At 36.4% G+C, this 23,844-nt stretch carries 24 protein-coding genes and 1 tRNA gene; 1 reads left to right on the forward strand and 24 read right to left on the reverse strand.

The window, feature by feature from the left end:
* Positions 1–142: 142 nt before the first annotated feature.
* From scfA to HNQ80_RS04630, 20 genes are all read right to left on the reverse strand, one after another.
* Entirely contained in the window at positions 143–283 is a 141-nt protein-coding gene (gene scfA / locus HNQ80_RS04535; RefSeq protein WP_184308602.1) for a six-cysteine ranthipeptide SCIFF, read from the reverse strand.
* Positions 284–350: 67 nt separating this feature from the next.
* Positions 351–746, reverse strand: a complete 396-nt coding sequence (locus HNQ80_RS04540; RefSeq protein WP_184308604.1) for a TIGR04086 family membrane protein — start codon at positions 744–746, stop codon at positions 351–353.
* A 121-nt stretch (positions 747–867) separates the two neighbouring features.
* Positions 868–1,149, reverse strand: a complete 282-nt coding sequence (yajC, locus tag HNQ80_RS04545; RefSeq protein ID WP_184308606.1) for a preprotein translocase subunit YajC — start codon at positions 1,147–1,149, stop codon at positions 868–870.
* Positions 1,150–1,219: 70 nt separating this feature from the next.
* On the reverse strand, positions 1,220–2,338 hold the full coding sequence (tgt, locus tag HNQ80_RS04550) for a tRNA guanosine(34) transglycosylase Tgt (protein WP_184308608.1): 1,119 nt from the start codon (positions 2,336–2,338) through the stop codon (positions 1,220–1,222).
* 33 nt (positions 2,339–2,371) lie between these two features.
* On the reverse strand, positions 2,372–3,397 hold the full coding sequence (gene queA, locus HNQ80_RS04555) for a tRNA preQ1(34) S-adenosylmethionine ribosyltransferase-isomerase QueA (protein ID WP_184308610.1): 1,026 nt from the start codon (positions 3,395–3,397) through the stop codon (positions 2,372–2,374).
* A 12-nt stretch (positions 3,398–3,409) separates the two neighbouring features.
* A complete protein-coding gene (locus HNQ80_RS04560; RefSeq protein ID WP_184308611.1) occupies positions 3,410–5,062 on the reverse strand; it encodes a SpoIID/LytB domain-containing protein in 1,653 nt (550 codons plus the stop codon).
* A 162-nt stretch (positions 5,063–5,224) separates the two neighbouring features.
* The gene (locus HNQ80_RS04565; RefSeq protein WP_184308613.1) at positions 5,225–5,437 is read right to left on the reverse strand and encodes a DUF2905 domain-containing protein; all 213 of its coding nucleotides are present in this window, start codon (positions 5,435–5,437) and stop codon (positions 5,225–5,227) included.
* A gap of 4 nt (positions 5,438–5,441) precedes the next feature.
* Positions 5,442–6,452, reverse strand: coding sequence for a Holliday junction branch migration DNA helicase RuvB (ruvB, locus tag HNQ80_RS04570; protein ID WP_184308839.1), 1,011 nt, complete (start codon positions 6,450–6,452; stop codon positions 5,442–5,444).
* A gap of 31 nt (positions 6,453–6,483) precedes the next feature.
* Complete coding sequence (gene ruvA / locus HNQ80_RS04575; protein ID WP_184308615.1) at positions 6,484–7,080, reverse strand: Holliday junction branch migration protein RuvA; 597 nt, start codon at positions 7,078–7,080, stop codon at positions 6,484–6,486.
* A 15-nt stretch (positions 7,081–7,095) separates the two neighbouring features.
* On the reverse strand, positions 7,096–7,590 hold the full coding sequence (ruvC, locus tag HNQ80_RS04580) for a crossover junction endodeoxyribonuclease RuvC (RefSeq protein ID WP_184308617.1): 495 nt from the start codon (positions 7,588–7,590) through the stop codon (positions 7,096–7,098).
* A gap of 103 nt (positions 7,591–7,693) precedes the next feature.
* On the reverse strand, positions 7,694–8,371 hold the full coding sequence (locus HNQ80_RS04585) for a BofC C-terminal domain-containing protein (protein ID WP_184308618.1): 678 nt from the start codon (positions 8,369–8,371) through the stop codon (positions 7,694–7,696).
* 458 nt (positions 8,372–8,829) lie between these two features.
* A tRNA-Sec gene (locus HNQ80_RS04590) sits at positions 8,830–8,926 on the reverse strand.
* Between the two features lie 71 nt (positions 8,927–8,997).
* A complete protein-coding gene (locus HNQ80_RS04595) occupies positions 8,998–9,894 on the reverse strand; it encodes a GerMN domain-containing protein (RefSeq protein WP_184308620.1) in 897 nt (298 codons plus the stop codon).
* Positions 9,895–9,909: 15 nt separating this feature from the next.
* Complete coding sequence (locus tag HNQ80_RS04600) at positions 9,910–10,779, reverse strand: GerMN domain-containing protein (protein WP_184308622.1); 870 nt, start codon at positions 10,777–10,779, stop codon at positions 9,910–9,912.
* 21 nt (positions 10,780–10,800) lie between these two features.
* On the reverse strand, positions 10,801–12,168 hold the full coding sequence (locus HNQ80_RS04605; protein WP_243182982.1) for a sensor histidine kinase: 1,368 nt from the start codon (positions 12,166–12,168) through the stop codon (positions 10,801–10,803).
* A gap of 46 nt (positions 12,169–12,214) precedes the next feature.
* The gene (locus HNQ80_RS04610) at positions 12,215–12,904 is read right to left on the reverse strand and encodes a response regulator (RefSeq protein WP_184308624.1); all 690 of its coding nucleotides are present in this window, start codon (positions 12,902–12,904) and stop codon (positions 12,215–12,217) included.
* A 225-nt stretch (positions 12,905–13,129) separates the two neighbouring features.
* The gene (gene selB / locus HNQ80_RS04615; RefSeq protein ID WP_184308627.1) at positions 13,130–15,022 is read right to left on the reverse strand and encodes a selenocysteine-specific translation elongation factor; all 1,893 of its coding nucleotides are present in this window, start codon (positions 15,020–15,022) and stop codon (positions 13,130–13,132) included.
* Positions 15,019–16,446, reverse strand: a complete 1,428-nt coding sequence (selA, locus tag HNQ80_RS04620; protein WP_184308629.1) for an L-seryl-tRNA(Sec) selenium transferase — start codon at positions 16,444–16,446, stop codon at positions 15,019–15,021. The genes selB and selA overlap by 4 nt, the downstream gene beginning before the upstream one ends.
* Before the next feature lie 175 nt (positions 16,447–16,621).
* Positions 16,622–17,668 carry a selenide, water dikinase SelD gene (gene selD, locus HNQ80_RS04625; RefSeq protein ID WP_184308631.1) on the reverse strand — a complete coding sequence of 349 codons (1,047 nt, stop codon included), beginning with the start codon at positions 17,666–17,668 and terminating at the stop codon, positions 16,622–16,624.
* Between the two features lie 58 nt (positions 17,669–17,726).
* A complete protein-coding gene (locus HNQ80_RS04630; RefSeq protein ID WP_184308633.1) occupies positions 17,727–18,353 on the reverse strand; it encodes a helix-hairpin-helix domain-containing protein in 627 nt (208 codons plus the stop codon).
* A gap of 158 nt (positions 18,354–18,511) precedes the next feature.
* Here HNQ80_RS04630 and HNQ80_RS04635 point away from each other — a divergent pair, with 158 nt between their 5' ends.
* Entirely contained in the window at positions 18,512–19,879 is a 1,368-nt protein-coding gene (locus tag HNQ80_RS04635) for a D-alanyl-D-alanine carboxypeptidase family protein (RefSeq protein ID WP_243182984.1), read from the forward strand.
* A gap of 79 nt (positions 19,880–19,958) precedes the next feature.
* Here HNQ80_RS04635 and HNQ80_RS04640 read toward each other — a convergent pair whose 3' ends face one another.
* The 4 genes from HNQ80_RS04640 to HNQ80_RS04655 form a co-directional block, all read right to left on the reverse strand.
* A complete protein-coding gene (locus HNQ80_RS04640; RefSeq protein WP_184308635.1) occupies positions 19,959–21,206 on the reverse strand; it encodes a DUF1015 domain-containing protein in 1,248 nt (415 codons plus the stop codon).
* Between the two features lie 11 nt (positions 21,207–21,217).
* On the reverse strand, positions 21,218–22,129 hold the full coding sequence (locus tag HNQ80_RS04645; protein WP_184308637.1) for a D-2-hydroxyacid dehydrogenase: 912 nt from the start codon (positions 22,127–22,129) through the stop codon (positions 21,218–21,220).
* 14 nt (positions 22,130–22,143) lie between these two features.
* On the reverse strand, positions 22,144–23,214 hold the full coding sequence (locus tag HNQ80_RS04650; RefSeq protein ID WP_184308639.1) for a pyridoxal-phosphate-dependent aminotransferase family protein: 1,071 nt from the start codon (positions 23,212–23,214) through the stop codon (positions 22,144–22,146).
* Between the two features lie 239 nt (positions 23,215–23,453).
* Positions 23,454–23,837, reverse strand: a complete 384-nt coding sequence (locus HNQ80_RS04655; protein ID WP_184308640.1) for a RidA family protein — start codon at positions 23,835–23,837, stop codon at positions 23,454–23,456.
* Positions 23,838–23,844 lie beyond the last annotated feature (7 nt).

Raw genomic sequence — 23,844 nt, forward strand, 5'->3', positions numbered from 1 at the left:
TTGTATATAAAGTTTTTTTCCATGACAAGAAAAAAAGCAAGGATAACAGACCTTTGTTAATGTAATTCATTTTTTATTTTAAAATTTCAAAACAGGATAAAAGGACAGCAACTTGATCATTACTGTCCTTTTATGGTATGTATTATTTATTTTCACATTCTTGATTTGCAACTGTACAGGATGTTTTGCAAGCTGACTGGCAAGATGTTTGACATTCTCCGCATCCACCCTTAGCAGCACTATTTTTTAACGTTGCATTTGTTAATGTCTTGATATGCTTCATTTATTTCTCCTCCTCTACGTTAATTTCTACTAAATTATAACATAAACCATTTTCCTGTAAAAGTAGTTTATTTCAAATTTACACCGATCATTCCCCCAACGCCCCCAGCAACAATACCGGTCAATGCCTTATACAGTAACAACATTCCCACTGCAAACTCATCTAAAAATACCCAACCCATCACCATAATGAGCATCGCATAAAGTAATCCTGCCACAGCTCCATTCAGCCATCCTTTTCTTCTCAATTTTAAGCCAGTATACATCCCACTCATGGCCACACTAATAACCATTACAGTTGAAGTAACGATGGGAATGATGCCTTCAGAAATGCTGGTATATGTGATCATGAGTGCCATTAGGATAAATGCAAATACAGAGAATACACATGCGGAAAGTATCCCCTTCATGTATACTACTATAACATTGTCCTTTCCTATGTCTACTTTCTTATTGGACTGCAAAATAATCACCTCACAAAAGAATTCTTATATCATATTTATGCGAGTATGCTTGAAATATTACTATAACCCAGTCCTTGTAAATATCCATATGGAAAGCAAAAAGGATGCTTTCGCATCCTAATTATTCTTCTGCTCCGTCATTCTTATTAATATTTCCCACAGCCCACCTTGCAATTTGAAGCTTTAATTTATCCGCACCAACTTCGATTGTCAGGACATCATCCTTTACTTTCGTAATTTTACCATAAATGCCACCAATGGTCACTATCTGGTCGCCAACCTTTAAATTATTCCTCATTTCTTTCACTTGCTTGTCTCTCTTTTGCTGAGGTCTAATGATTAGAAAATAGAATATTCCTAGGAAAACCGCTGTCATAATAATTGGTGAATATGTTCCGGTCATTGCGATATACCCCTCCTTTTCTGTAATAGTTATATATATTCAACATAGAAATAAGAACTCCTTTTCTTGTTTAAATTTCGTAGCCATATTTTTCAAAAAACTCTTTGCGATAATCTAATAAGCGATCTTGGCGGATGGCTTCTCGAACATTTTTCATCAGTTCTATCAGAAAATGTAAATTATGATAAGTCACCAATCGAGCAGATAGGATTTCCTCTGCTTTATACAAATGCCTTAAATAGGCTTTAGAATAATTTTTGCAGGTGTTACAGCTACAATTTGGATCTAACGGACTAAAATCTTCCGTGTATTTTGCATTCTTTATCACTACTTTCCCTAGTGACGTCATGGCAGTACCATTTCGAGCAATTCTTGTAGGTAGTACACAGTCAAACATATCTATGCCTCTGATTGCTCCTTCAATTAAGCAGTCTGGGCTCCCAACCCCCATCAGATATCTAGGTTTATCCTTTGGCATTAACGGTGTTGTATACTCAAGCACCTCATACATCAATTCCTTTGGTTCTCCTACGCTCAATCCACCTACGGCATAGCCTGGGAAATCCAGATCAATAATCTCTTTTGCACTTTGCTCTCGTAGATCTTTATACATACCTCCTTGAATAATTCCAAATAGCGCTTGTTGATCAGGTTTACTATGCGCTTCTTTGCAACGTTTCGCCCATCTTGTAGTTCTTTCCAATGAATTTTTAACATAACTCCTTTCTGCTGGATAGGGAGCACACTCATCAAAGGCCATGATAATATCAGCACCAAGAGCATTTTCAATTTCTATAGCTTTTTCAGGGCTAAGAAAATGCTTTGAGCCGTCCAAGTGAGATCTAAACTCCACGCCTTCTTCAGTAATTTTCCTTAAATCTCCCAGACTGAAGACCTGGAAACCACCGCTATCTGTTAAAATAGGACGGTCCCAATTCATAAACTTATGTAATCCTCCAGCCTTTTCTACAAGGCGATGTCCCGGTCTCAAATATAAATGATATGTGTTACTCAGTATAATCTGGGCATCAATATCCTTTAGCTCCTCAGGCGTCATGGCCTTTACTGTGGCTTGGGTTCCTACGGGCATAAAGATGGGTGTCTCTATTATCCCATGAGGTGTCTGTATACGTCCTAACCGTGCCCCACTTTGTTTACATTCTTTAATCAGTTCATACTTAATTGCCATTTATGCTAAACCTCCTATTGTATTCCTTTGTTTTTATATCATCAACATAGCGTCTCCGAAACTAAAAAAACGATATCTGTTTTTTACAGCTTCTTCATAGGCATGTAATGTTATTTCTCTGCTGCTAAAAGCACTCACCAACATGATAAGGGTTGATTCTGGGAGGTGAAAGTTTGTGATAATACCATCTACTATTTTGAATTGATATCCTGGATAGATGAAAATATCTGTCCAAGCCCCTGCAGGACGAACTTTTCCATGCTCATCGGCGATACTTTCCAGTGTCCTTATGGAGGTAGTACCTACTGCAATCACTCGACCACCATTTTCTTTCACCTTATTGATAGTGCAGGCGGTTTCCTCGGTAATCTCAAAGTATTCTGCATGCATTTTATGTTCATGAATATTTTCACTCTTGACTGGTCTAAAAGTGCCCAATCCAACATGTAATGTAATGTATGCAATATTTACACCTTTCTCTTGAAGTTTGCGCAGCAAATCTTGAGTAAAATGGAGGCCTGCCGTAGGGGCTGCTGCTGAACCTTCATGTTTAGCATATACCGTTTGATACCTTTCCTTATCTTCTAACTGCTCTTTTATGTAGTGGGGCAACGGCATTGAACCCAACTGGTCTAAAATTTGCTCAAAAACACCATCATAATAGAATTCCACAATTCTTGAACCTTCATCTCCATAATCAATGATCTTAGCCTTTAGGAGGCCATCACCAAAGAGGATTGTATCGCCAATGCGCGCCTTTTTCCCAGGCTTAACCAAAGTTTCCCATTTATCCCCTTCAATTCTCTTCAAAAGAAGGAATTCCACCTTTCCTCCTGATGGATCCTTGATGCCAAATAATCTAGCAGGAATCACTTTCGTATTATTCAATACTAGGCAATCCCCCTCTTGTAGATAATCAAAAATATCCTTAAATATCCGATGCTCTATGACTCCATTCTTTTTATCTACCACCATTAGTCTAGATTCTTCACGATTTTTCAGTGGCGTTTGGGCAATTAACTCTTCTGGTAAATCAAAATAAAAATCCTTTGTCCTCATTATCAATTCTCCTTACTCGATCTGTGTCCCTGTATAATAGTATGTTAGTATCTGATCATAAGTATAGCCTTCTTCTGCCATTTTCTTAGCACCCCACTGACTCATACCTAAGCCATGTCCCCAGCCTTTTCCTGTAAAAACATACTGTTGTGCATTAAACGAAATGTTCTTTAAATCTATTCCATTAAAAACAACCATCTGATTCAGACCACCATTCATTTGCTCTGTTCCATCTGCTGTAACAACAAAAAAATCACTTGAGCTTATTTGCTGTGGTTCAGAAGCATTGCCAGTGATAACAATAGCTGATGCATCCGTGCTCACGGTAAACCAAGTACTCTTAATGTTATTATATCCAAATATACTCCTTACCTTTTCTTTTTCAAGAATTTTCTTATCAGCGCTCCCACTCAATTCAAGCTTTAACACTCTTCCAAAATCTGAGTATGCTGTAACCTGAACGCCATTCAATTCACCAACGGAAAGTTGTTTACTGTTGAGCAGATCCTGGATTTGATCTTTTGACATTACATAGGTCCAGGTATCATTAGGGGCTCCTACTGAAAAAGGATCGTTCACGCCTTTTAAATAATCTATAGGAGTAGACCAGATATTTTCACTATTTTCCGTATGTCCACCGCTATTGGAGTGGTAAAACGGCGTTACCAAATTTCCTTTATAGGTTAGAAATTTACCCCTTGTTTCATCTACTGCTTTACGGCTTGTTTCATGCTCACTGTCGAAACCTCCATAGACTTGACAATGGCTTGTTGCACACAAATCAAAACCATATTGCTTGTGGATGCCCAAATTCTGAATAGCATAATTTCTCGCTGCCACAGCTTGAGCTTTTTGCGCTTCTAGAGGCCAGGTACCTGACATTTCTTTCGGAACAACACTATAAAGATATTCTTCCAATAGCAGTCTATTGATGATTGTTAAATCACTGTCGTTATATCTCTTAATCCCAATATCTCCTCTAAAGTTCTTACCGTCTACCTTAATTGGTGTGGATGTAGTTGACTTAAAATAGTATTCAGTCTCTCCTAAATTTAGCATGCATAACACGTCTCCAGCACTGGATAAAATCTGGATTCTCATGTTATTCTGTGGTATAACCTTTAGTTCAAGTTCCGGAAAAGTCGATCTAATTGCTTCCATTGCGCTTTGGGCACTGGTAAGTGATGTAAACATTCCGGTCCATACTTGCCAACTACCCTCAAAACTCAAATATGGTTTGTTTCCTGTGTAAGCTAGATTGCTTAAAAAAGCTTGAGCTTCCTCCCTTGTACTGAATTGGGGTCCTATTTGAACATGAATAGGTCCTTGAATCATTGAATTATTGCTATCTCGTTGCTCGTCATACTGATATTCTATAAAGGAACCATTGAATCCCATAAAAAAGCTGTCTTTGCGAACAATAATCTCATCATTCCCTAAAAAACTAAACATACTATTAAATCCGCCGCCTATATCATTACCTAATTCTAATCCACCTTTTCCGAGGATAGATATCATCGGCGTTGCACTTTCTGCATATCGGAGCCCTATTTTAACATATTCAGGCACTTTTCCCTTATCGTATCCATAGACTTGCATTGGAATAGATATATGGATGATAGATATCATTAGTAGCACCGCTGTTAGCTTTAAAATATTACGCATTTTGTCATCTCCTTCACATTCGATAAGTTCTAACATTATTTTTCGACAAAATCCAATAATATCCTTCTAAGTCATTATAATGTAAAAATTTTGAAATATATAAATAATACAAGATAGCATCCTTTCTTGTATTATTAAAAAGAAAAAACTGTCATTAGACAGTTATTTTCTTAAAAACAAATTTAAAATCAATGTCAGTAAGATGCTTAGAATAAAAGTTGTCATCATCGGAGCATAAAAAGTGAAATTCCCTTTCTTGAAATAAATATCTCCTGGTAGTTTACCTAACCCAAATCGCGAACCGATTGTCACGAGAATGCCTACAGCAATCAGAATTATTCCCAATATGATAATTAATCTCCCCGGATTATTCATTTTTTCACTCCGCTCCATTTACATCTTTTATCCCCATATGTTCATAGGCTAACTTTGTTACGATTCTTCCCTTTGGTGTTCTTTGCAAAAATCCTAACTGTAAAAGAAAAGGTTCATATACATCTTCGATCGTATTTCTTTCCTCCCCAGTTGACGCGGCCAGGGTATCTAATCCAACTGGCCCGCCCCCGAATTTTTCAATAATAGTAATCAGTATATTGCGATCTACCATATCTAAGCCTAAGTGATCCACTTCCAGCATATCCAAGGCTTTTGTAGCCAATTCAAAAGTTATTCTGCCATTTCCCTTTACCTGAGCGTAATCCCTTACTCTTTTCAATAGTCTATTTGCTATTCGTGGTGTACCTCTAGCTCTTTTTCCTATTTCATAAGCTGCTTTTTCTTCAATCTCTATGCCAAGAATGGCAGCAGATCTATATACTATTTTAAATAAATCCCCATTCTCATATAGTTCTAATCTACAGATTACTCCGAAACGATCTCGTAGCGGTGATGTTAACAACCCAGCACGAGTCGTTGCTCCAATAAGGGTAAATTTAGATAGATCTAGTCTGATGGATCTTGCACTTGGTCCTTTGCCGATAATGATGTCAAGCGCATAATCCTCCATTGCAGGATAAAGTATCTCCTCGACCGTTCTATTTAGTCTATGAATTTCATCAATAAAAAGCACATCATTTTCTCCAAGGTTTGTCAATATGGCAGCTAGGTCTCCAGGTCTTTCTATGGCCGGGCCAGAAGTAATCCGGATATTTACACCCATTTCATTAGCTATAATATTAGATAGCGTTGTTTTTCCAAGCCCAGGAGGGCCATATAAAAGCACATGATCTAAAGATTCATTCCTTAACTTCGCCGCATTAATAAAAATTTGCAGTTTTTCCTTTATCTTGTCCTGCCCGATATACTCGCTCAAGTTCCTTGGTCTGAGGGTATTCTCAATTTCAAAATCCTCTTGTTTTATGGAACTCGTAATGATTCTATTATCTTCCAGATGATTAAACAATGTTATCCCTCTTTCTCAGCTACTTCGCTAATACCTTTAGTGCCCTTCTAATCATGTCCTCTACCCCATTGCTTCCATATTCAACTTCATGAACTGCTGCTAGGGCTTCTCCTCTATTATACCCAAGCGCCATCAATGCGTTAACCACTTCATCATTTGCATCAGTAAATGTCGGTTTTAATGGAATCAAGGATGGTTCGAGAATTGCAAGCTTATGATCAATTTTATCCTTTAGCTCAAGTACGATTCTTTGAGCTGTTTTTTTCCCTACACCCTGAGCTTTCGTTAACCCAGTTATATCTTCAGAAATAATCATCCCTGCCAAGTTTCCGATTGAGATGGACGATAGTATACCTAACGCCACCTTCGCACCTACACCAGTAACCGTGGTCAAAAGTTGAAACATTTTTAATTCTTCCCTCGTGGAAAATCCATAGACGCTTATATCATCCTCACGAACAACCATTTGCGTAAATATTATAATCTTACCTTGTCTTCCCTTTACAGCACCGATGGTCTCTAAAGAAGTATAAATTTTATATCCGATGTCATGGTTTTCGATAACGATATAATCTTCTCCAAAAGAATCTATTGTCCCCTTGATATATTGAAACACATTCACTCCCCCAAATTATTTCATTTTGAATAATCCTTCAAAAACACCAGAATGAGCATGACAAATGGCTACCGCCAATGCATCAGCAACATCATCCGGTTTAGGCACTGACTTCAAATTCAGTAATGTCTTAGTCATCATTTGAATTTGTTTTTTATCCGCTCTACCATAACCAACAACACCCTGTTTTACCTGTAACGGAGTGTATTCAAAAGTAGGAATATCGTTGTTAGCAGCTGCCAAGATCGCTACACCTCTAGCATGACCTACCAATAAAGCCGTTTTTGCATTTTTATTAAAAAACAACTCTTCTATGGCCATTACACTAGGGTTATACTGAATAATAATATCCTCTAAGCCTTTGTAAATTTTTTTTAATCGCATTGGTATGTTTTCCTTTGCGTCAGTAACTACTGCACCATAGTCTATTGTCCTAAATTGATTTCCTTTATATTCGATAACACCAAATCCCATAATTGCAATTCCTGGATCTATGCCTAGTATAACCATTGTAACATCTCCTTATCATTTATACAAACATATATTCGATGCTTATGTCTATATTCCTTCTTATTTTGCATAAAAAACAGAGTGTATTCATTATGAATACACTCTAACTGCTATAATCCTCTAGTATCTGATGTACGCTTTCAAGATTCTTGACAGGAATACCATCTTTTAATTTTTGCTGATCAATATCTCCTAGCCCAAAGATTGGAATCTCTGTTTGATCGATAAGTATGTTGTTTCCAGAATCATCTATTTGAAATATAGCGATAAATCCATCTTTTTCTTTGACGATATAATAATTGGGAGATAATGTTTCCTTTACGCGATATAGTTCAATAAAATCCTCGCTGATACCTCGTATACTCCATCCGATATAATGGCTAGAAACATAATCTTGTAAACTCCTCAACGGTTCTCCAATCAAGACTATAGGCACTTTTTCTTCCTTGGTTAACGTATCCCTTGATTTTTCATAGTATGTTTTAAATATGAGTTTAGTCTCTTCTGTGACTAAATTGTTATTTACAGTTTCTTCAACATTCAAATTCAGATTCAAATCGTCTTCTTGGTTAGGCATGGTTTCCACGGGGTCCTTGCTGTTGTTATGATTCTGGCTTTCTTCTGGGTTGTTCTTAGGAGTTTCTGCAATCACACCTTTATTAGGGTTAGGTTTGATTGGGGTTTCAGTATCATTTGTTACGTATCCATAGATAAACCCTAATAAGAGCAGACTAAAGCATATTGCAATAAACTTTCCTCTGCGCTTCTTTCTTCTAAACATAAAATCCCTCCTAGTCTATCTAAGTGACTATTATTACCATCCTTCGAGGAATTATACATTTATCCTTTAATGATATTCTATCACGATGTCCGCTCGTTCTATTTATCGACATGAATCGATTTTATCATTTCTTTATTGACATAATTTTCCCTTGTTGATATAATTTACACATAATGTTTTTCACTAATTTTTTTTGAGACCTATAGGTCTTTTTTTTTGTCTAATTTCACGTGTTATTACATATACCATAGGATTCTTCTGAGAAAAAAATAAAAAAGGCACACTGTATGTGCTTCGCTAGAGAAACCTAGTTCTCCTTCGACGGCTGCAAAGCAGCCTGAGCACCCTTCTGACTGCGACATGGGAATACTTCCCCTGCACCCCTTTTTTTTATAGTCTAAGAAAATGTACTTTCTTAGACTATAAAAAAAAGAGGTCTGTACCTCTTTAAAAATTACTGGCGGGAGTACGTGGGAATCGAACCCACCTAAGAAGCTACTAACCCCTCAAACTGGTTTTGAAGACCAGAGGGCACACCAGCACCCATCTACTCCCAAATAAAGTTGTCACGAAGTCGATTATATATTAAATTACTACCTATTGCAAGGGGGTATTTAATATTGCAATTATTTTGAAATTAATGTTTCATCTCTTTCAAAGGCTTCGTTAAACGAATAATGACTGAATACTGTTGTCTCTTTACCATTGATTAAAAATTTAACTCTCTTAATATAGGGTAACTCTGTTAGTGAGTTCACGATAGAGTAAATTGTCATAAGCTCACCAGTGCTTCCACCCCAATGATCTTTGACGAAGCTTTCAGATAAGTTTACGATAGCAAGCTCCTTATCTATAGTGATATCTTGCAACCGGGTGTTTACCGGTATTGTTTTATGTATACCTTTCTCTGTTGGTCCTTTGATCAATTCCTTTATAATTCTTTCTTCGATCATTTCATCGGGCGCAAGCTTTACAGATCGCATCTCCTTTACCAATTGGTCTGCATTGGTCCCAGCGAAATAAAGAGAAATTTTCTGTATTGTTTTGTTATCATCCATTGAAAATCTATGAAACACATTCTCCATGAATCCTGATGGAGAAGTATATTCTTCACCTTCTATCATAATTTTTACATTATTTATTTCACTAAACTGAGTTAAAGTATTTATTACCGTCATAATTGCAACTATCTGCTGTATTTCACCATTGACATCGACAAATTCCTTTGAAAGATTTACTATGGCTACATCATTGTATTTCTCCACCCCAAGAACTTTTGTTTTTGGGTGAATATTCACCTTCAGCTTTTTATCTTTTGGGCCTTTGATCAATTCTTTCATTGCCATCATATATTTGTTGTCATTGCTATTAATTTTAATCGTCCTTTTTTCTATAACGATTTTCTCGTTGTTCCGATCAGCATAATATACATTTAAATCTATAGCTTCTGCCCTCATTTGTTTATCTGCACATCCACTAATTGCTAAAGTAATTAAGAAAACAATTATTATTATCCTTTTCATGAAATCCCACCTTTCTTATATAGGCATAACAATTTTCCATTCCCCATTTTCATAGATCATTTGCCAGCTTTCCATAAACTCATTATCTAAGTTTCCAATCGCCGTTGATTTTTTCTCATAGGTAACAAGCAATATCACTTTATTACTATACTTTTGCGTTTGATACTTTGTTATTTCATAGTCTCTCAATTCCCTTATATAAGTGCCCATGTTTAACTTAAACTTAAGAAAGTCTAATTTTTCTGTACTTGTTTTTGATAGCATTCTATACGCATTATCATAGCTGCCTGTTCTAAGATAATCTAAAAAAACATTAAACGTATCAAAAGGCGTAATCACTTCTTTTTTGAATAGCTCCTCATTCCTATAAAAAGGCTCTTTTAAAGAGTAATACTTTTCGATAGCACCTACTCGATCGCCTTCGATTAAGAATTGAACAGCCTGTATTTGTTCTATTTCAGTAAGCGAATTAACCACGGACCAAATTGTAATCGCTTCATTCATTAGATCCCACCGATAAGAATCAAGAAAGCTTTTTGAAAAATTTACATAACATATGTTATCAATGGTTTTTATGGAGAGTAATTTCGTTTCTTCAGGAATTGATGCTTTCAGTGTCCTATTTCTAGGGCCCTTGATCAATTCTTCAATGATAAGCTTTTCTTCTTGCAGTTCATCACTTATAATTACTCTCTCTTCACTGACCAAACGATTATTATTGGAACTTCCAAAGTATAGTTTCAGTCTATATTTAGTCTGATCAGGTACCGGTGGAATTGGGGGTTGGTTTTGGCCCATTTCATTATCCTTACTATAATTATAAACACCAAAACCTATGATCATAAGTATGAATATAAAAAACAATGATCGGTATAACGTTTTCAAAGTTAACACCTCCTATCCATACTAACTCAACCCACCCACATCTTTAGGTAAACGGATATAGAAAATTGTGCCCTTATTTATCTCACTAGATACTTCTATCCTACCCTGATGCAGACTAATAATCTGGTGGGAAATCGCTAGTCCTAATCCTGTTCCTCCTGTGCTTCTTGCCCGAGCCTTGTCTACCCGATAAAATCTCTCAAAAATATAGGGCAGACTTTCTTCTGGTATGCCAATTCCATTATCTTCTATTTTAATCACAATATCTTCATATTCCATATACAGAGATATTTCAATTTTCCCGCCATTGGGTGTATATTTTATTGCATTATGGATAATATTTGTTAAGGCCTGCTGCATTTTTATCTGATCTAGCTTGGCATGGATTTTTTCTTTTTCATAAAACAGCAACTCAATGTTTTTATTATCAGCCAATGGTTTCAAAGAGTGTATGAGATTCTCGATTAGATAATTAATATAGGTAATCTGATAATCTAAAATGAGTTTCCCTTTATCGATGTCTACCAAAGCTAATAAGTTTTCGATAATCTTGTTCAACCGATCTACTTCCGAATCAATATCTGTAAGAAATTCTCTATAAGTTTCAACTTTCACATGATCTTGATGTAACAAGGATTCAGACAACAATTTAACAGCACTTAGAGGTGTTCTTAATTCATGGGATACATTGGCTACAAAATCTTTTCTTTGCTGTTCAACTTGGGCTATTCTTGTAATCATTAAATTAAATGAACTACCTAGGTTGCTTAATTCGTCATTTCCCCTTACCTCTACCCTTTCTTCTAAATTCCCTTGGTGAACTTTTATAATACTATTGGTAAGCTCTTCGATGGGCGTTGAAATGAGTTTTGCAAAAATAAAGCTGATAAACCCAGTGATAAGTAAGCTTATGAAAGATAAATATAAGAAACTTCGCATCGTTTCACCAATATTTTTATAAATATCTTCTAATGAGGCTGATATAAAGACAGCTCCAATTACCTTGGTATTTAAGATAATCGGAACTGAAACATACATTGTTCGTCCATACTTTTCTAGGTTATGTTGTTTTGCAACCGATTTACCTTTTAAAGATTCTTCTAATTCATAATGCCTAAGGATAGAACCTTTTAGAACATCATAGGAATCACTTACAACAACACCTTTGCTGTTTATAATTAAAACCCTAATTTTAAGATCTTTACTTATTTCTTTTGTCAGATCCTCTATACCTACATTCTCCACAATTTCTTCATTGATTACACTAATCACTCTGCCTGCGATAATATTACCCTGGGTAAATAAATGGACTTTCTTTTGATTAATATAATTCAATCGTATCGCTTCACTTATAAAGGAATTGATTAATAATAAAGTAAGAACTCCCAATAGTAAATAGGTGGAAACTAATTTCCACCTAATACTAATAAACTTTTTATTTGACCCTAAAATAATAACCAACTCCCCATTTTGTAAGAATAAACTCTGGTTGGCTAGAATTCTTCTCAATCTTTTCCCTAAGCCTTCTTACATGTACATCTACCGTTCTTAAATCACCAAAATATTCATAACCCCATATAATTTCAAGTAACTCTTCTCTACTGTATACCTTGCCCGGATTTGTGGCCAATAAAAGTAAAAGGTCAAATTCTTTTGCAGTAAGATTGATTTCTATGTCAGCCAAATTCACTTTCCGGCCAAGGGTGTTAATCGTAAAGTCATTAATTCTAATAATATTGGTAGGTGAAACATTATCATTGATATGTACTCTTCTAAAAATAGCTTTGATTCTAGCTTTCAACTCTAGAATATTAAAGGGTTTTGTCAAATAATCGTCCGCACCATATTCAAGCCCCAAAATTTTACTGGTATCTTCGCCTTTGGCTGTTAGAATAATGATTGGCACCATTGACTTCTCTCTTATCCGTTTGCAAACCTCTAAACCATCAATGCTTGGAAGCATTAGGTCGAGAATAATTAGATCATAGGAATTACTCTGTGCCTTTGCAAGGGCCTCCATTCCATCTTCCGCAGTATCTATTTCATAGGTCTCTTGCTCTAAGCTATACTTTAAACCCTTAAGCAATATAGGTTCATCATCAACAACTAGCAATTTATATGCCACACAATCACCTCTTCGATTATTTACAGTCAATCCTTATACCCATAGACTAAAGAAACTTAGGCTTTTTAAGGATATCTTTTCCTTGGCTTCACAAAAGTATGTAACTGGCTCCAATAAATACTGTTCCAAGCCAAGTGTTTTTTACATTCATCTACATATTTTGCTAATTTTATCATAATTCTTTTTTTGTATGAATGCAAGAAAAAAGCTACCTCTTTTGGGTAGCTAAAATAATATTCGTTTGTCTCCTGTTCTCTTTGTAAGCTTGATTTGATCAAAATGTTCCAATAAGGGTAATGCATATTTTCTTGTGGTATTCAAACAATCTCTAAACTGTGATAATGTAATTTCTTTATGCTGCTGAATAAATTCCTTCAAAATCTCTATGGCGCGATCATAATGCTCCACATGAAATACAATTTCGTCATTAATCTTTACCAATCTATTCATGTCTAGAAGAGCGTTAAACACCATTCTATTGTGTTTTTCGTCTTTGTTGCTTTTTATAAATTCTTCTGGCATAGGCGGATTAAATTCCGCTTTTAAATAGATATTTTCAATTTCATTTTTAATCTTTTCCTGCTCTTCAGTAAAATCGACCTCAAAATTGTAGGCAGAAACTATATTGCCTTTAACCTTAATGATTTGATTTTTTTCATAGTGCTCTAACAAGCTGTCATAAAGCCTACCTTTTGCATGAGGTAGAACTTTATTCCGTAGTTCTTCCTTAAGCATACCAGCCTTTAAAGGATATTTTCCATGGTATTCATTTAATAACTTAATGATTTCCTCTTCCACAGTATCTAAATAGGTGCGATGCGTAATCTGATTTGAAAATCTAATCACGCTGCCTTCTAGAATCAAATTGCCAATAATTTCTTCAATCATGGTTTCTGACATACCCGTCTGGGTTGCATAATAGCCAATGGTTTCAAATTTATTTCCATATTGCTTGATAATCTTATCAATGATATCTTCTGGACTTCCTTCTTCCTTAACCTTTAAGTCTTCAAGGGTATCTTCTTTAAAGCGTTTATGCTTTTTGGGATTGGGCTCCAAAATAATCCCTCCACCGATAGTTTCCATTGGGGAATAGAACCTAAGAACAAAGTGATCCCCTCTTTTGGCTACCGTATATTCCTCTAGTCTCAATTGGGCATAACAGGAGTCTCCTGGCTCTAGTTCCTCTCGATCTAGTAATACAACTCTACAGAATATTTCACTGGTTCCATGATGAAATCTAAGCCTTTCACGATTTTTTAAGACCCTGCTTACATCCTTCAATAGATTCAACTTAATATCCAACATTGTCGTCGATTTCATCGAATTTTTCTCTGCTAACACATTGCCCCTTAATATCTCTTCAACCTTTATGCCAGCTAGGTTCACAGCAACCCTCTGTCCAGCATAAGATTCATTTACAGACTTTCCATGTACCTGTATGGATCGTATTTTAGCCTGTATATCCTGAGGATATATGGTGATGAGAGAATCTGTAGCCAATGTTCCTTCTATTTGAGTTCCCGTCACAACTGTTCCAAAACCCGATAAGGTAAATACTCTATCTACAGGTAATCTGAATGGTGTACGCATATCTTTTTCTTCTGTCTCCTCCGTAAGCTGGTCTATCAATTGAACTAGTTTCTCTAATCCAATGCCTTGGGAGGATGAAACCGGAATTATCGGAGAAGATTCCAGAAATGTTCCATTTGTTTTTTGTCTTACTTCTTCCTGCACTAATTCTAGCCATTCTTCATCAACTTTATCCGTTTTCGTCAGCACGATGATACCTTTTTTTACTTCCAGAATAGAGAGAATATTAAGATGTTCTTGGGTTTGAGGCATAAACCCCTCATCAGCCGCCACCACTAGTAATACGATATCTATACCACCAACACCTGCAAGCATATTTTTAATAAATCGCTCATGTCCAGGAACATCTATAATTCCTGCCCTTCTACCGCTGGGAAGATCAAAATGGGCAAAGCCCAATTCAATGGTTATACCTCTTTTCTTTTCTTCCTTTAAGCGGTCTGTATCCGTTCCTGTGAGCGCTTTGATAAGGGTTGTCTTACCATGATCAATATGTCCAGAGGTTCCTATAACAATATTCTTCAATATGAATCCCCCTTTTTGATTTCCATAACATCGACCAATGCATTTAAAATGAGGGCATACTCCTCTTCTTTGATGGTTCTTACATCGAAAACAAGTTGTTCATCCTGAATTCTAGTAATGATAGGTGTCCGATATTCTCTTAATCTTTTTTCTAGTTCATTGACTGATATCTGATTTGGTTTGATTTGTATCACCCATGAAGGTAGTTCTACCAAAGGCATGGAGCCGCCACCGATTTGTGAAAAAGCCTGGTTCAATAAAATACTGCATGGTAATTTGTATTGTTTTAAAAGTTCTTTTAACCGCTGGGCTTTGCTTTCGATCTCCTCAACCTTCATGGTTATCATATGTAGTGTGGGTATTCTTTTTATGGCATCTTCCTCATCAAAGTAAATTTTAAGGGTGGCCTCCAAGGCAGCCAATGTCATTTTATCTACACGAAAAGCCCTTGTAAGGGGATTCTTCTTCATAAGATCAATATACTTCTTCTTACCTATTATAATCCCGGCCTGTGGCCCCCCTAAAAGCTTATCTCCGCTGAATGTAATGATATCTACTCCAGCAGCAACACTTTCTTGTACAGTTGGTTCTTTTGCTAATCCATATTTTGAAAAATCTATAAAGGTTCCACTTCCAATGTCCTCGATCACAGGAAGACAGTGCTTTCTTCCTAACTCAACAAGCTCTTTCAACCCTACCTCTTCGGTAAATCCTAGTATTCTATAATTGCTTGTATGGACCTTCAATAATGCCCCTGTTTCCTCTCTAATTGCCCGCTCATAATCGAACAAATGAGTTTTATTCGTACTCCCTACCTCTCTCAGTAAGGCACCACTCTGTTCCATTACCTCAGGCACCCTAAAGGAACCTCCTATTTCTACTAATTGACCCCTTGAAACAATTACTTCCTTATTCTTTGCCATTGTGCTTAAAACCAATAAAACTGCAGCCGCATTATTATTTACCACAAGGGCACTTTCTGCCCCTGTCAATCTTGTAATGATATCTTCCACATGGACATATCTAGAGCCTCTTTTCCCTGTTTTGACATCGATCTCTAGGGTTGAATAACTACTAGCCACGTTCCAAACAGCCGCTTTGATTTCATCACTTAACAAAGCTCGGCCTAGATTTGTATGTAATATGACACCAGTGGTATTCACAACTTTTGTTAAACTCATTTTGTCTTTTTCGTTGGCATCACGAATAATCTTTTCTAGCAATTCAGGGTAACGAAGTTGAAATTCATTTATTTTTTCTTCAGAAAGCTGAGCAATTTGCATCCTAATCTCTTCAATATTTTTTCGAATGACATCTAAGACAATAATTCTAGGTAATGTCATTAGCAATTGACAAATCTTATCTTCATTTAAAATATCATCTATTTTAGGGATTTGTGTAAATAGACTCTTTTTATCAGGCATATACTTCACCTCTCGCTAAATTTCTTTATGTTACTCATTTTCGTCAGCAATCACATAAAATTATACCATAATAATAGAATTGAGAAACTTAATTTATTACATTTATTGACGCTTTTCAAGAAAAAAACACTTCCGCTGAAGTGTTTTTAAAACAAAGAAACCTGTTCATTCAACATCAAAGAACATATATTGAAGCTTCATCCTTCTCCATAACTTCACCTATCACTGCGAAATCCACCGACAAGTGGCGCCTGTAGTAATTTAACAATGAATCTACTTGATCCTTAGGAAGGGAAATTAAAAGCCCACCTGATGTTTGAGGATCAAATAGTATGTCCTGCATATGTTGAGGAACTTTATCATCAAAACGAACATGTTCAGCAACGTACTTTCTGTTTGCATAGGCACCCGCTGGTACTAAACCCATCTTCCCATATTCCACAGCGTTATCAATGGTTGGAATAATTCGATGGTCAATTTTCATGCTTACTTTGCTGGCTTTCGCCATTTCATAAGCATGACCCAACAATCCAAATCCTGTAATATCTGTGCAAGCAGATGCTCCAAATTTTTTCATGCCATCTGCTGCTACATTATTTAATGTGGCCATGATCATCATCACTTTTTCAATTTGTGATTTTGACAACAGGTCCGCTTTTAGAGCAGTATTCAATATTCCCATGCCAAGAGGTTTCGTTAATATTAACTGATCTCCTGGCTTTGCCATGGCATTACTGATCACTTTATCTGGATGTACAATGCCTGTCACAGATAATCCGTATTTAGGTTCATTATCTTCTACAGTATGTCCTCCTACCAAAAGAGCTCCCGCTTCCCGAATTTTTTCAGCGCCACCTTTCAAAATTTCTGTAAGCACTTCCTGGGAGAAACAGTTGGGGAAACACGCAATATTCATGGCAAGTAATGGCTGACCTCCCATGGCATAAACATCACTCAGAGAGTTTGCTGCAGCTATTTGTCCATACATATAAGGATCATCCACAATAGGTGTAAAGAAGTCCAATGTCTGTACGAGGGCAGTTTCATCATCCAATTTATATACAGCAGCATCATCTGAAGTTTCTAATCCAACCAGTAGCTTTGGATCATGAATTTTAGGTAAATGACACAGAACCTGTGCCAAGGTCTCAGGACCCATTTTCGCCGCTCAGCCAGAGCTGGTTGTCATTTCAGTCAGTCTTCTTTGTTCAACGATAGACATGTTCTTATCACCTCCCTCATAGTTTAACACAAATGGACTTAGCAATCAATTTTCCCTTTTATTTTACTGTAATTTGATCTTTTAATCCTTCAAACTTCTTCTCACCAATGCCAGACACCTTCATAATATCTTTTATATCCTTAAATTCTCCTTTCTCCGCTCGATACTGAATGATTCTACCTGCAAGGGCCTCTCCAATTCCATTTAAAGTCTCTAATTCTGCCGCACTAGCTTGATTAATGTTTACTTTCCTGCTGTTCGACCCACCCTGACTCACGATATCATCACGATTCTCTTCATTAGCTATATTTTCTCCTATTTTAGGCACATATATTTGTTCTTCGTCTTTTAGAATCCTTGCTAGATTGACCCTTCGGCGATCTGCTGACACCAGCATTCCTCCAGCAGCTTCAATGGCATCTATAATCCTTGCGCCTTCTTTCAATATAACTAAACCTGGGTTTGCCACTTCGCCCACTATATCGACAGCAATCATTTTTTCCTCAACATCATCTTGCTGATCCATGCTTTCTGATTCATCCTGTAGCTTTTGATTTAACGCTTCGTTTTGTATGGTTACTTGAGGTTTGTTAAAAGAGCCTATAAAATACCTCCCCGTAAGAAACAAGACAATTATCGCGATAAAGGTAACTAATATTATTCTTTCACGCTTTGTAAATTCCATCATATCACCTTCCATATTACATTTATGTAAAAGTTTCTACGAACTTTGCAGATATCCTTTTTTTTACAAATTAGGTTTAATTTTAATTCTCTTAAATTTTTTTGCTTTTTTTGTTATACTATTATAGTACGTTTAAATTTATTATAAGAGGTGACCTCATGCAAAGAAGTAGAATCAGTATTTTTGTTATAATGATCATCCTAATACATGCTCTAGTGCATCCAGTTATATCCATGGCCTCACCTCCAGATATATCTGCTCCTAGCGGTATCCTTATTGATGCTGAGACAGGTGATATTTTATATGAAAAAAATGCTTTTGAAGCAATGTATCCTGCAAGTACTACGAAAATCATGACAGCTATCCTTACTCTTGAGAATACGAAGCTTCAGGATATCGTTACGATTGATAAAGAAACGCCTTTTACCGATGGCACTAGGATCTATGTGATTGAAGGTGAAACATTCACTGTTGAGCAACTGCTTTATGCATTGCTGGTAGAGTCTGCCAATGATGCTGCAGTGGCATTGGCCAAGCATATTTCTGGCTCCGTAGAAGAATTTGCAAAATTGATGAATAAACGGGCAAAGGAACTTGGTGCAAAAAATACCCACTTTGTAAATCCCAACGGATTGCCTAATAGTGAGCATGTTACTACGGCATATGATCTGGCTATGATCGCAAAATATGCAATGACATTGCCTTTATTTCCTGATATTGTAAAGACAGTCAATTATCAAATTCCTCCAACAGATAAGCAGCCTGAAACCCGTTATCTGAGATCTTCAAATCGTTTTCTTTGGGGTGTTGGGGGTAGTAATAAAATTAATTATAAGGGGCAATGGATAAATATAAAATACGACATCATCGAGGGAATAAAGACAGGATATACCATACAGGCACAGCAATGTTTGGTGACCTCCGCGAAAAAAGATGGTCATCGATTGATCTCGGTTGTGTTAAAAGCTCAGGGTACGAATATATACACAGATACAAGGACGTTGATTGATTATGGCTTCGATAACTTTAGCTTTATAAAACTCACGGATGGAAGTAGATCTGTAAAAAATGTGCCTATTGAAGATGGCCAAGAGGCTACATTAGAATTAATCACACAAAAAGAACTATATAAGGCACTTCCTAAGGATGAAGCTACACCTCAAATCAATGAATCTATAGAGATTTCCAAGGAACTTCGTGCTCCTATTCATCAAGGAGATATCGTCGGTACACTCGTCTTTTCCTCAAATGGTACTGCTTTAGGCACTGTAAACCTCATTGCTGCAAAAACCATCGAAGAAAGAGAGGGTATTACAACCATATTTTTCAGTGAGAAATCCCCAGGAAAATCTATATTGAAATACCTAATGATTTTGCTATTGTTATATATTGGTTGGAGAGCTTATATTACTTGGCGTCGTCTAAAGCGAAAACAACTTAAAGCATCCAGGCGACCAATCATGGTCAATAATCCAGGATCTCCACTTTTCTATAGAAATGATCGATCCAATCGAAGAAAAATGTAATGATATATTGAACTACTTTTCACAAGTCCCTATAAAAATACAAAAGTCGTGACAGAATTTTACCGTCACGACTTTTATTTTAATATAATCTGTGAACAAATAGTCCACTTCTGAGTTTAGGTTCAAACCAAGTTGATTTTGGCGGCATTACCTCACCAGCATCTGCAATAGATATTAAATCATCAATTGTTGTTGGGTACATTGAAAAAGCGACCACCATATCCTTTGCCACTCTTTTTTCTAATTCGCCCAAACCGCGAATTCCACCTACAAAGTCTATTCTTTTATCCGTTCTTGGATTTTCAATTCCTAGTATTGGATGGAGCAGATTCTTTTGAAGTATGGATACATCTAAGCGATCTACTGGATCACTATCATCGTAAGTTCCATCAATTGCAGTTAGCTTGTACCATGTATTGTCTAGATACATGCCGAAGGTATGTTTTTGTTCAGGTTTATATTGTCCTTCACCTTCATATACTTCTATGTTAAACTTTTCTTTTACCTTATTTAAGAATTCTTCTTGAGAGAAGCCATTTAAATCTTTTACAACCCGGTTATAGTCCATGATGAACAAATCTTCATCTGGGAAGATTACAGACATAAAAAAGTTGAATTCTTCATTTCCTGTATAGTTAGGATTCTGTTCTCTTCTCTTTAATCCTACTTTCACAGATGAAGCCGAACGATGATGGCCATCGGCAATATATAGATAGTCTATACCTGCAAAAATATCATGGATTCTATGTACTAACTCTTGGTTATCTAGAACCCAAAAAATATGGGTAATGCCGTCATCAGATGTAAAATTGTATACTGGCTTATGGAATTTGATCCAGTCGTTAACGATAGTATTCACTTCTTTATTGGACTTATAGGTTAAAAAAATAGGTTCTGTGTTTGCATCACAGTAATCAAAATTGTTGATCCTGTCCACTTCCTTCTCAGGTCGTGTAAATTCATGTTTTTTGATGATATCATTCATATAATCATCGATGGAAGTACAACCTACAATACCTGTCTGAACTCTACCATCCATGATCTGTCTATAGATATAGAACATTGATTGATCATCTTGGAATAAAATATTATCTTCAATCATCTTATCCAAATTATGACGAGCCATTTCATATACCTTTGGATCATACGCATCTACAGAGTCGCCCAAGTCAATTTCTGATCTTCCGACATGTAGAAAACTATAAGGATTTCCCTTCGCCATTTCCTTTGCTTCTTCCCTATTCATTACATCGTAAGGAAGGCAAGCTACTTTATCCGCTAACTCTTGTTTTGGTCTTATTCCTTTGAAAGGTCTAACTACGGCCATTCTTCATCCTCCTATTTGAAAAATTTTGTAATGATGTCAACAATTTCTTCTCCGATTCTCGTTTGCGCCTCTCCAGTAGATGCGCCAATATGAGGGGTTAACGATATTTTGTCATGGGTATATAATGCTTCATTTTTTGTCGGTTCTTCTTCAAAGACATCGATAGCTGCAGCTGCTACTTTGCCAGAGTCTAGCGCTTCTAGCAAAGCTTTTTCGCATACAACGCCGCCTCTTGCAGTGTTAATAATATATACCCCATCCTTCATCATTTCAAACTCAGCTTTTCCAATAATAGCCTTGCCCTCTGGTCCTGCTGGAATGTGAAGCGAGATAAAATCAGATTGGGCTAATAATTCGTTAAATGGAATATATGTATATTCATCAGCGCCTTCAACTTTACCTGACCTATTTGTATAAATTACATTCATTCCTAAAGCTTTCGCTCTTTTAGCAGTTTCCTTGGCAATTCTTCCAAATCCTATTAAGCCAAGGGTTTTACCCCCTAACTCAATGCCTTCATACTGCTTCTTATTCCATTTACCGTCCCTCATGGTAACGTTTGCCATATGGATGTGTCTGGCAATGGCAAACATATGCCCAATTGCCAACTCTGCGACGGAAGCACTGCTCGCCAATGGTGTGTTCATGACTTTGATTCCGTTTTCCATCGCATATTCCACATCAATATTATCTACGCCAACTCCTCCACGAATCACGAGCTTAAGCTGTTTTGTTTCAAGAGCTGCATCGATGATCGGCTTTCTTACCTTTGTAGCTGAACGGACAACAATAACATCAAACTCTTTAATTTTTTCCTTTAATATATCTGGTTCATAAAACTCTTCTACGACTTCAAAGCCTGCATTTTTAAGAGCCAATACACCGCTTTGTTCCATTCCATCTGTAATTAAGATTCTGGTCATGTTGGTTCCTCCTACTATAATCCTAGGATTTCTTCGATGATAGACAATAATGTTTTGATATCTTCAAGGGTTGTTTCAGCCATATGGGCAATTCTAAAGGTAACATCTTTCAAATCTCCGTAACCATTAGAGATCATATATCCCCGCTTACCTAGCTCTTTATTTAAATCACTTACACTAATATTTCTAGTGTTTTTCACGGTTGTTAATGTGTTGGATGCATATTGATCTTCTGCTAACATTTCAAATTTATCTTTTGCCCAAGCACGAACATATTTCGCCATTTCAAGATGACGCGCAAAACGATTATCTAAGCCTTCAGCTAATATTTTGTCTAATTGATAATCTAGCGCAAACATATGAGGCAGAGATGGTGTAGATGGATACTGATGATCTTTCTTCTCTATGTAGTTATATAAGTCTAACAAATCAAAATATAATCCTCTGTTTTCAACTTGCTTTGCAGCAGCAATAGCCTTTGGTGAGAATGAACAGATTGCCATACCTGGAGGCAAACCAAGACATTTTTGTGTAGATGTAATACAAATATCTACACCCAGCTTATCCACTTCGATTTTTGTACCACCAAGGGAACTTACGGTATCTAAACAGAAAATCACGTCTGGATATTTTCTAATTACCTCTGCGATTTCTTCAACAGGATTCATAATTCCAGTTGACGTTTCATTATGTGTAATAGTAATCAAATCATATTTGCCAGTAGCTAGAGCTTCTTCAACCATTTGTGGTGTAGTAGGCTGTCCTAATTCTGATGAGAACTTATCAGCTGGTACTCCATTAGATGTAGCCATCTTATACCATCTATCGCCAAATGCACCCACTGAGAACACAGCAGCTCTTTTTCTTGTACAAGATCTTACAGCACCTTCCATAAGTCCACTTCCTGAAGATGTGGATAATAGGATAGCGTTTTCCGTGTACATGACCTTTCTCATTTTCTCTGTAATTCTTCTCTGTAACTCGGAAGCGTCTTTTGTTCGATGTCCAATCTGTGGTGTAGCTAATTTTTGAAGAACATCTTCACTTACATCAACAGGTCCAGGAATAAATAATCTTTTATGCATAGCAAACCCTCCTATATAACATTTATTTTATAGAGAGATATTTTCCTCTCTATTCTTCCTAAGTTGCCCATTCTATAATACCATTATTAATGAATCGACTCAATATCTATTATATATTCTTTTTAAAGGAACTTGCAATTTTTTTAACAAATTCACAACTTTTTTAACAAGCATACAAAAAAAGCGATCAATAATATTATTGACCACTTTTTCGAAATCATAACTTTTAAATACTTCTTTTATAAAATCATAGCTACTGCTTCAATTTCTATATTCGCATCCTTGGGAAGCCTCGCTACTTCAACACAGGAACGAGCAGGTTTATCTTCTGGAAAAAATTCAGCATACACTTCATTAATCTTGCTAAACTGATTCATATCCTTAATGAAAACCGTTAGTTTCACCGCATTTTTTAGAGATGTCCCAGCTGCTATTAAAATAGCTTCCACGTTGTTCAAACACTGACGAGTCTCTGCTTGAATATCATTGACAATCATCTCGCCTGTCCCTGGGTCTACTGGCAATTGACCAGAAGTAAAAACCAAGTTTCCAACTTGAATAGCTTGAGAATAAGGCCCTATAGCTTTCGGTGCCTGATCTGTTTGAATCATTTTTTTTTCCATAATAAAC

The organism is Anaerosolibacter carboniphilus (genome assembly GCF_014205875.1).
GTDB lineage: Bacteria > Bacillota > Clostridia > Peptostreptococcales > Thermotaleaceae > Anaerosolibacter > Anaerosolibacter carboniphilus.

What these genes read in the sequence shown, in the direction of transcription:
- scfA (WP_184308602.1), bottom strand. Translation starts at nt 283, where the DNA reads ATGAAGCATATCAAGACATTAACAAATGCAACGTTAAAAAATAGTGCT.
- yajC (WP_184308606.1), bottom strand. Translation starts at nt 1,149, where the DNA reads ATGACCGGAACATATTCACCAATTATTATGACAGCGGTTTTCCTAGGA.
- tgt (WP_184308608.1), bottom strand. Translation starts at nt 2,338, where the DNA reads ATGGCAATTAAGTATGAACTGATTAAAGAATGTAAACAAAGTGGGGCA.
- queA (WP_184308610.1), bottom strand. Translation starts at nt 3,397, where the DNA reads ATGAGGACAAAGGATTTTTATTTTGATTTACCAGAAGAGTTAATTGCC.
- HNQ80_RS04560 (WP_184308611.1), bottom strand. Translation starts at nt 5,062, where the DNA reads ATGCGTAATATTTTAAAGCTAACAGCGGTGCTACTAATGATATCTATC.
- HNQ80_RS04565 (WP_184308613.1), bottom strand. Translation starts at nt 5,437, where the DNA reads ATGAATAATCCGGGGAGATTAATTATCATATTGGGAATAATTCTGATT.
- ruvC (WP_184308617.1), bottom strand. Translation starts at nt 7,590, where the DNA reads ATGGTTATACTAGGCATAGATCCAGGAATTGCAATTATGGGATTTGGT.
- HNQ80_RS04585 (WP_184308618.1), bottom strand. Translation starts at nt 8,371, where the DNA reads ATGTTTAGAAGAAAGAAGCGCAGAGGAAAGTTTATTGCAATATGCTTT.
- HNQ80_RS04595 (WP_184308620.1), bottom strand. Translation starts at nt 9,894, where the DNA reads ATGAAAAGGATAATAATAATTGTTTTCTTAATTACTTTAGCAATTAGT.
- selA (WP_184308629.1), bottom strand. Translation starts at nt 16,446, where the DNA reads ATGCCTGATAAAAAGAGTCTATTTACACAAATCCCTAAAATAGATGAT.
- HNQ80_RS04630 (WP_184308633.1), bottom strand. Translation starts at nt 18,353, where the DNA reads ATGGAATTTACAAAGCGTGAAAGAATAATATTAGTTACCTTTATCGCG.
- HNQ80_RS04635 (WP_243182984.1), top strand. Translation starts at nt 18,512, where the DNA reads ATGCAAAGAAGTAGAATCAGTATTTTTGTTATAATGATCATCCTAATA.
- HNQ80_RS04640 (WP_184308635.1), bottom strand. Translation starts at nt 21,206, where the DNA reads ATGGCCGTAGTTAGACCTTTCAAAGGAATAAGACCAAAACAAGAGTTA.
- HNQ80_RS04645 (WP_184308637.1), bottom strand. Translation starts at nt 22,129, where the DNA reads ATGACCAGAATCTTAATTACAGATGGAATGGAACAAAGCGGTGTATTG.
- HNQ80_RS04650 (WP_184308639.1), bottom strand. Translation starts at nt 23,214, where the DNA reads ATGCATAAAAGATTATTTATTCCTGGACCTGTTGATGTAAGTGAAGAT.
- HNQ80_RS04655 (WP_184308640.1), bottom strand. Translation starts at nt 23,837, where the DNA reads ATGGAAAAAAAAATGATTCAAACAGATCAGGCACCGAAAGCTATAGGG.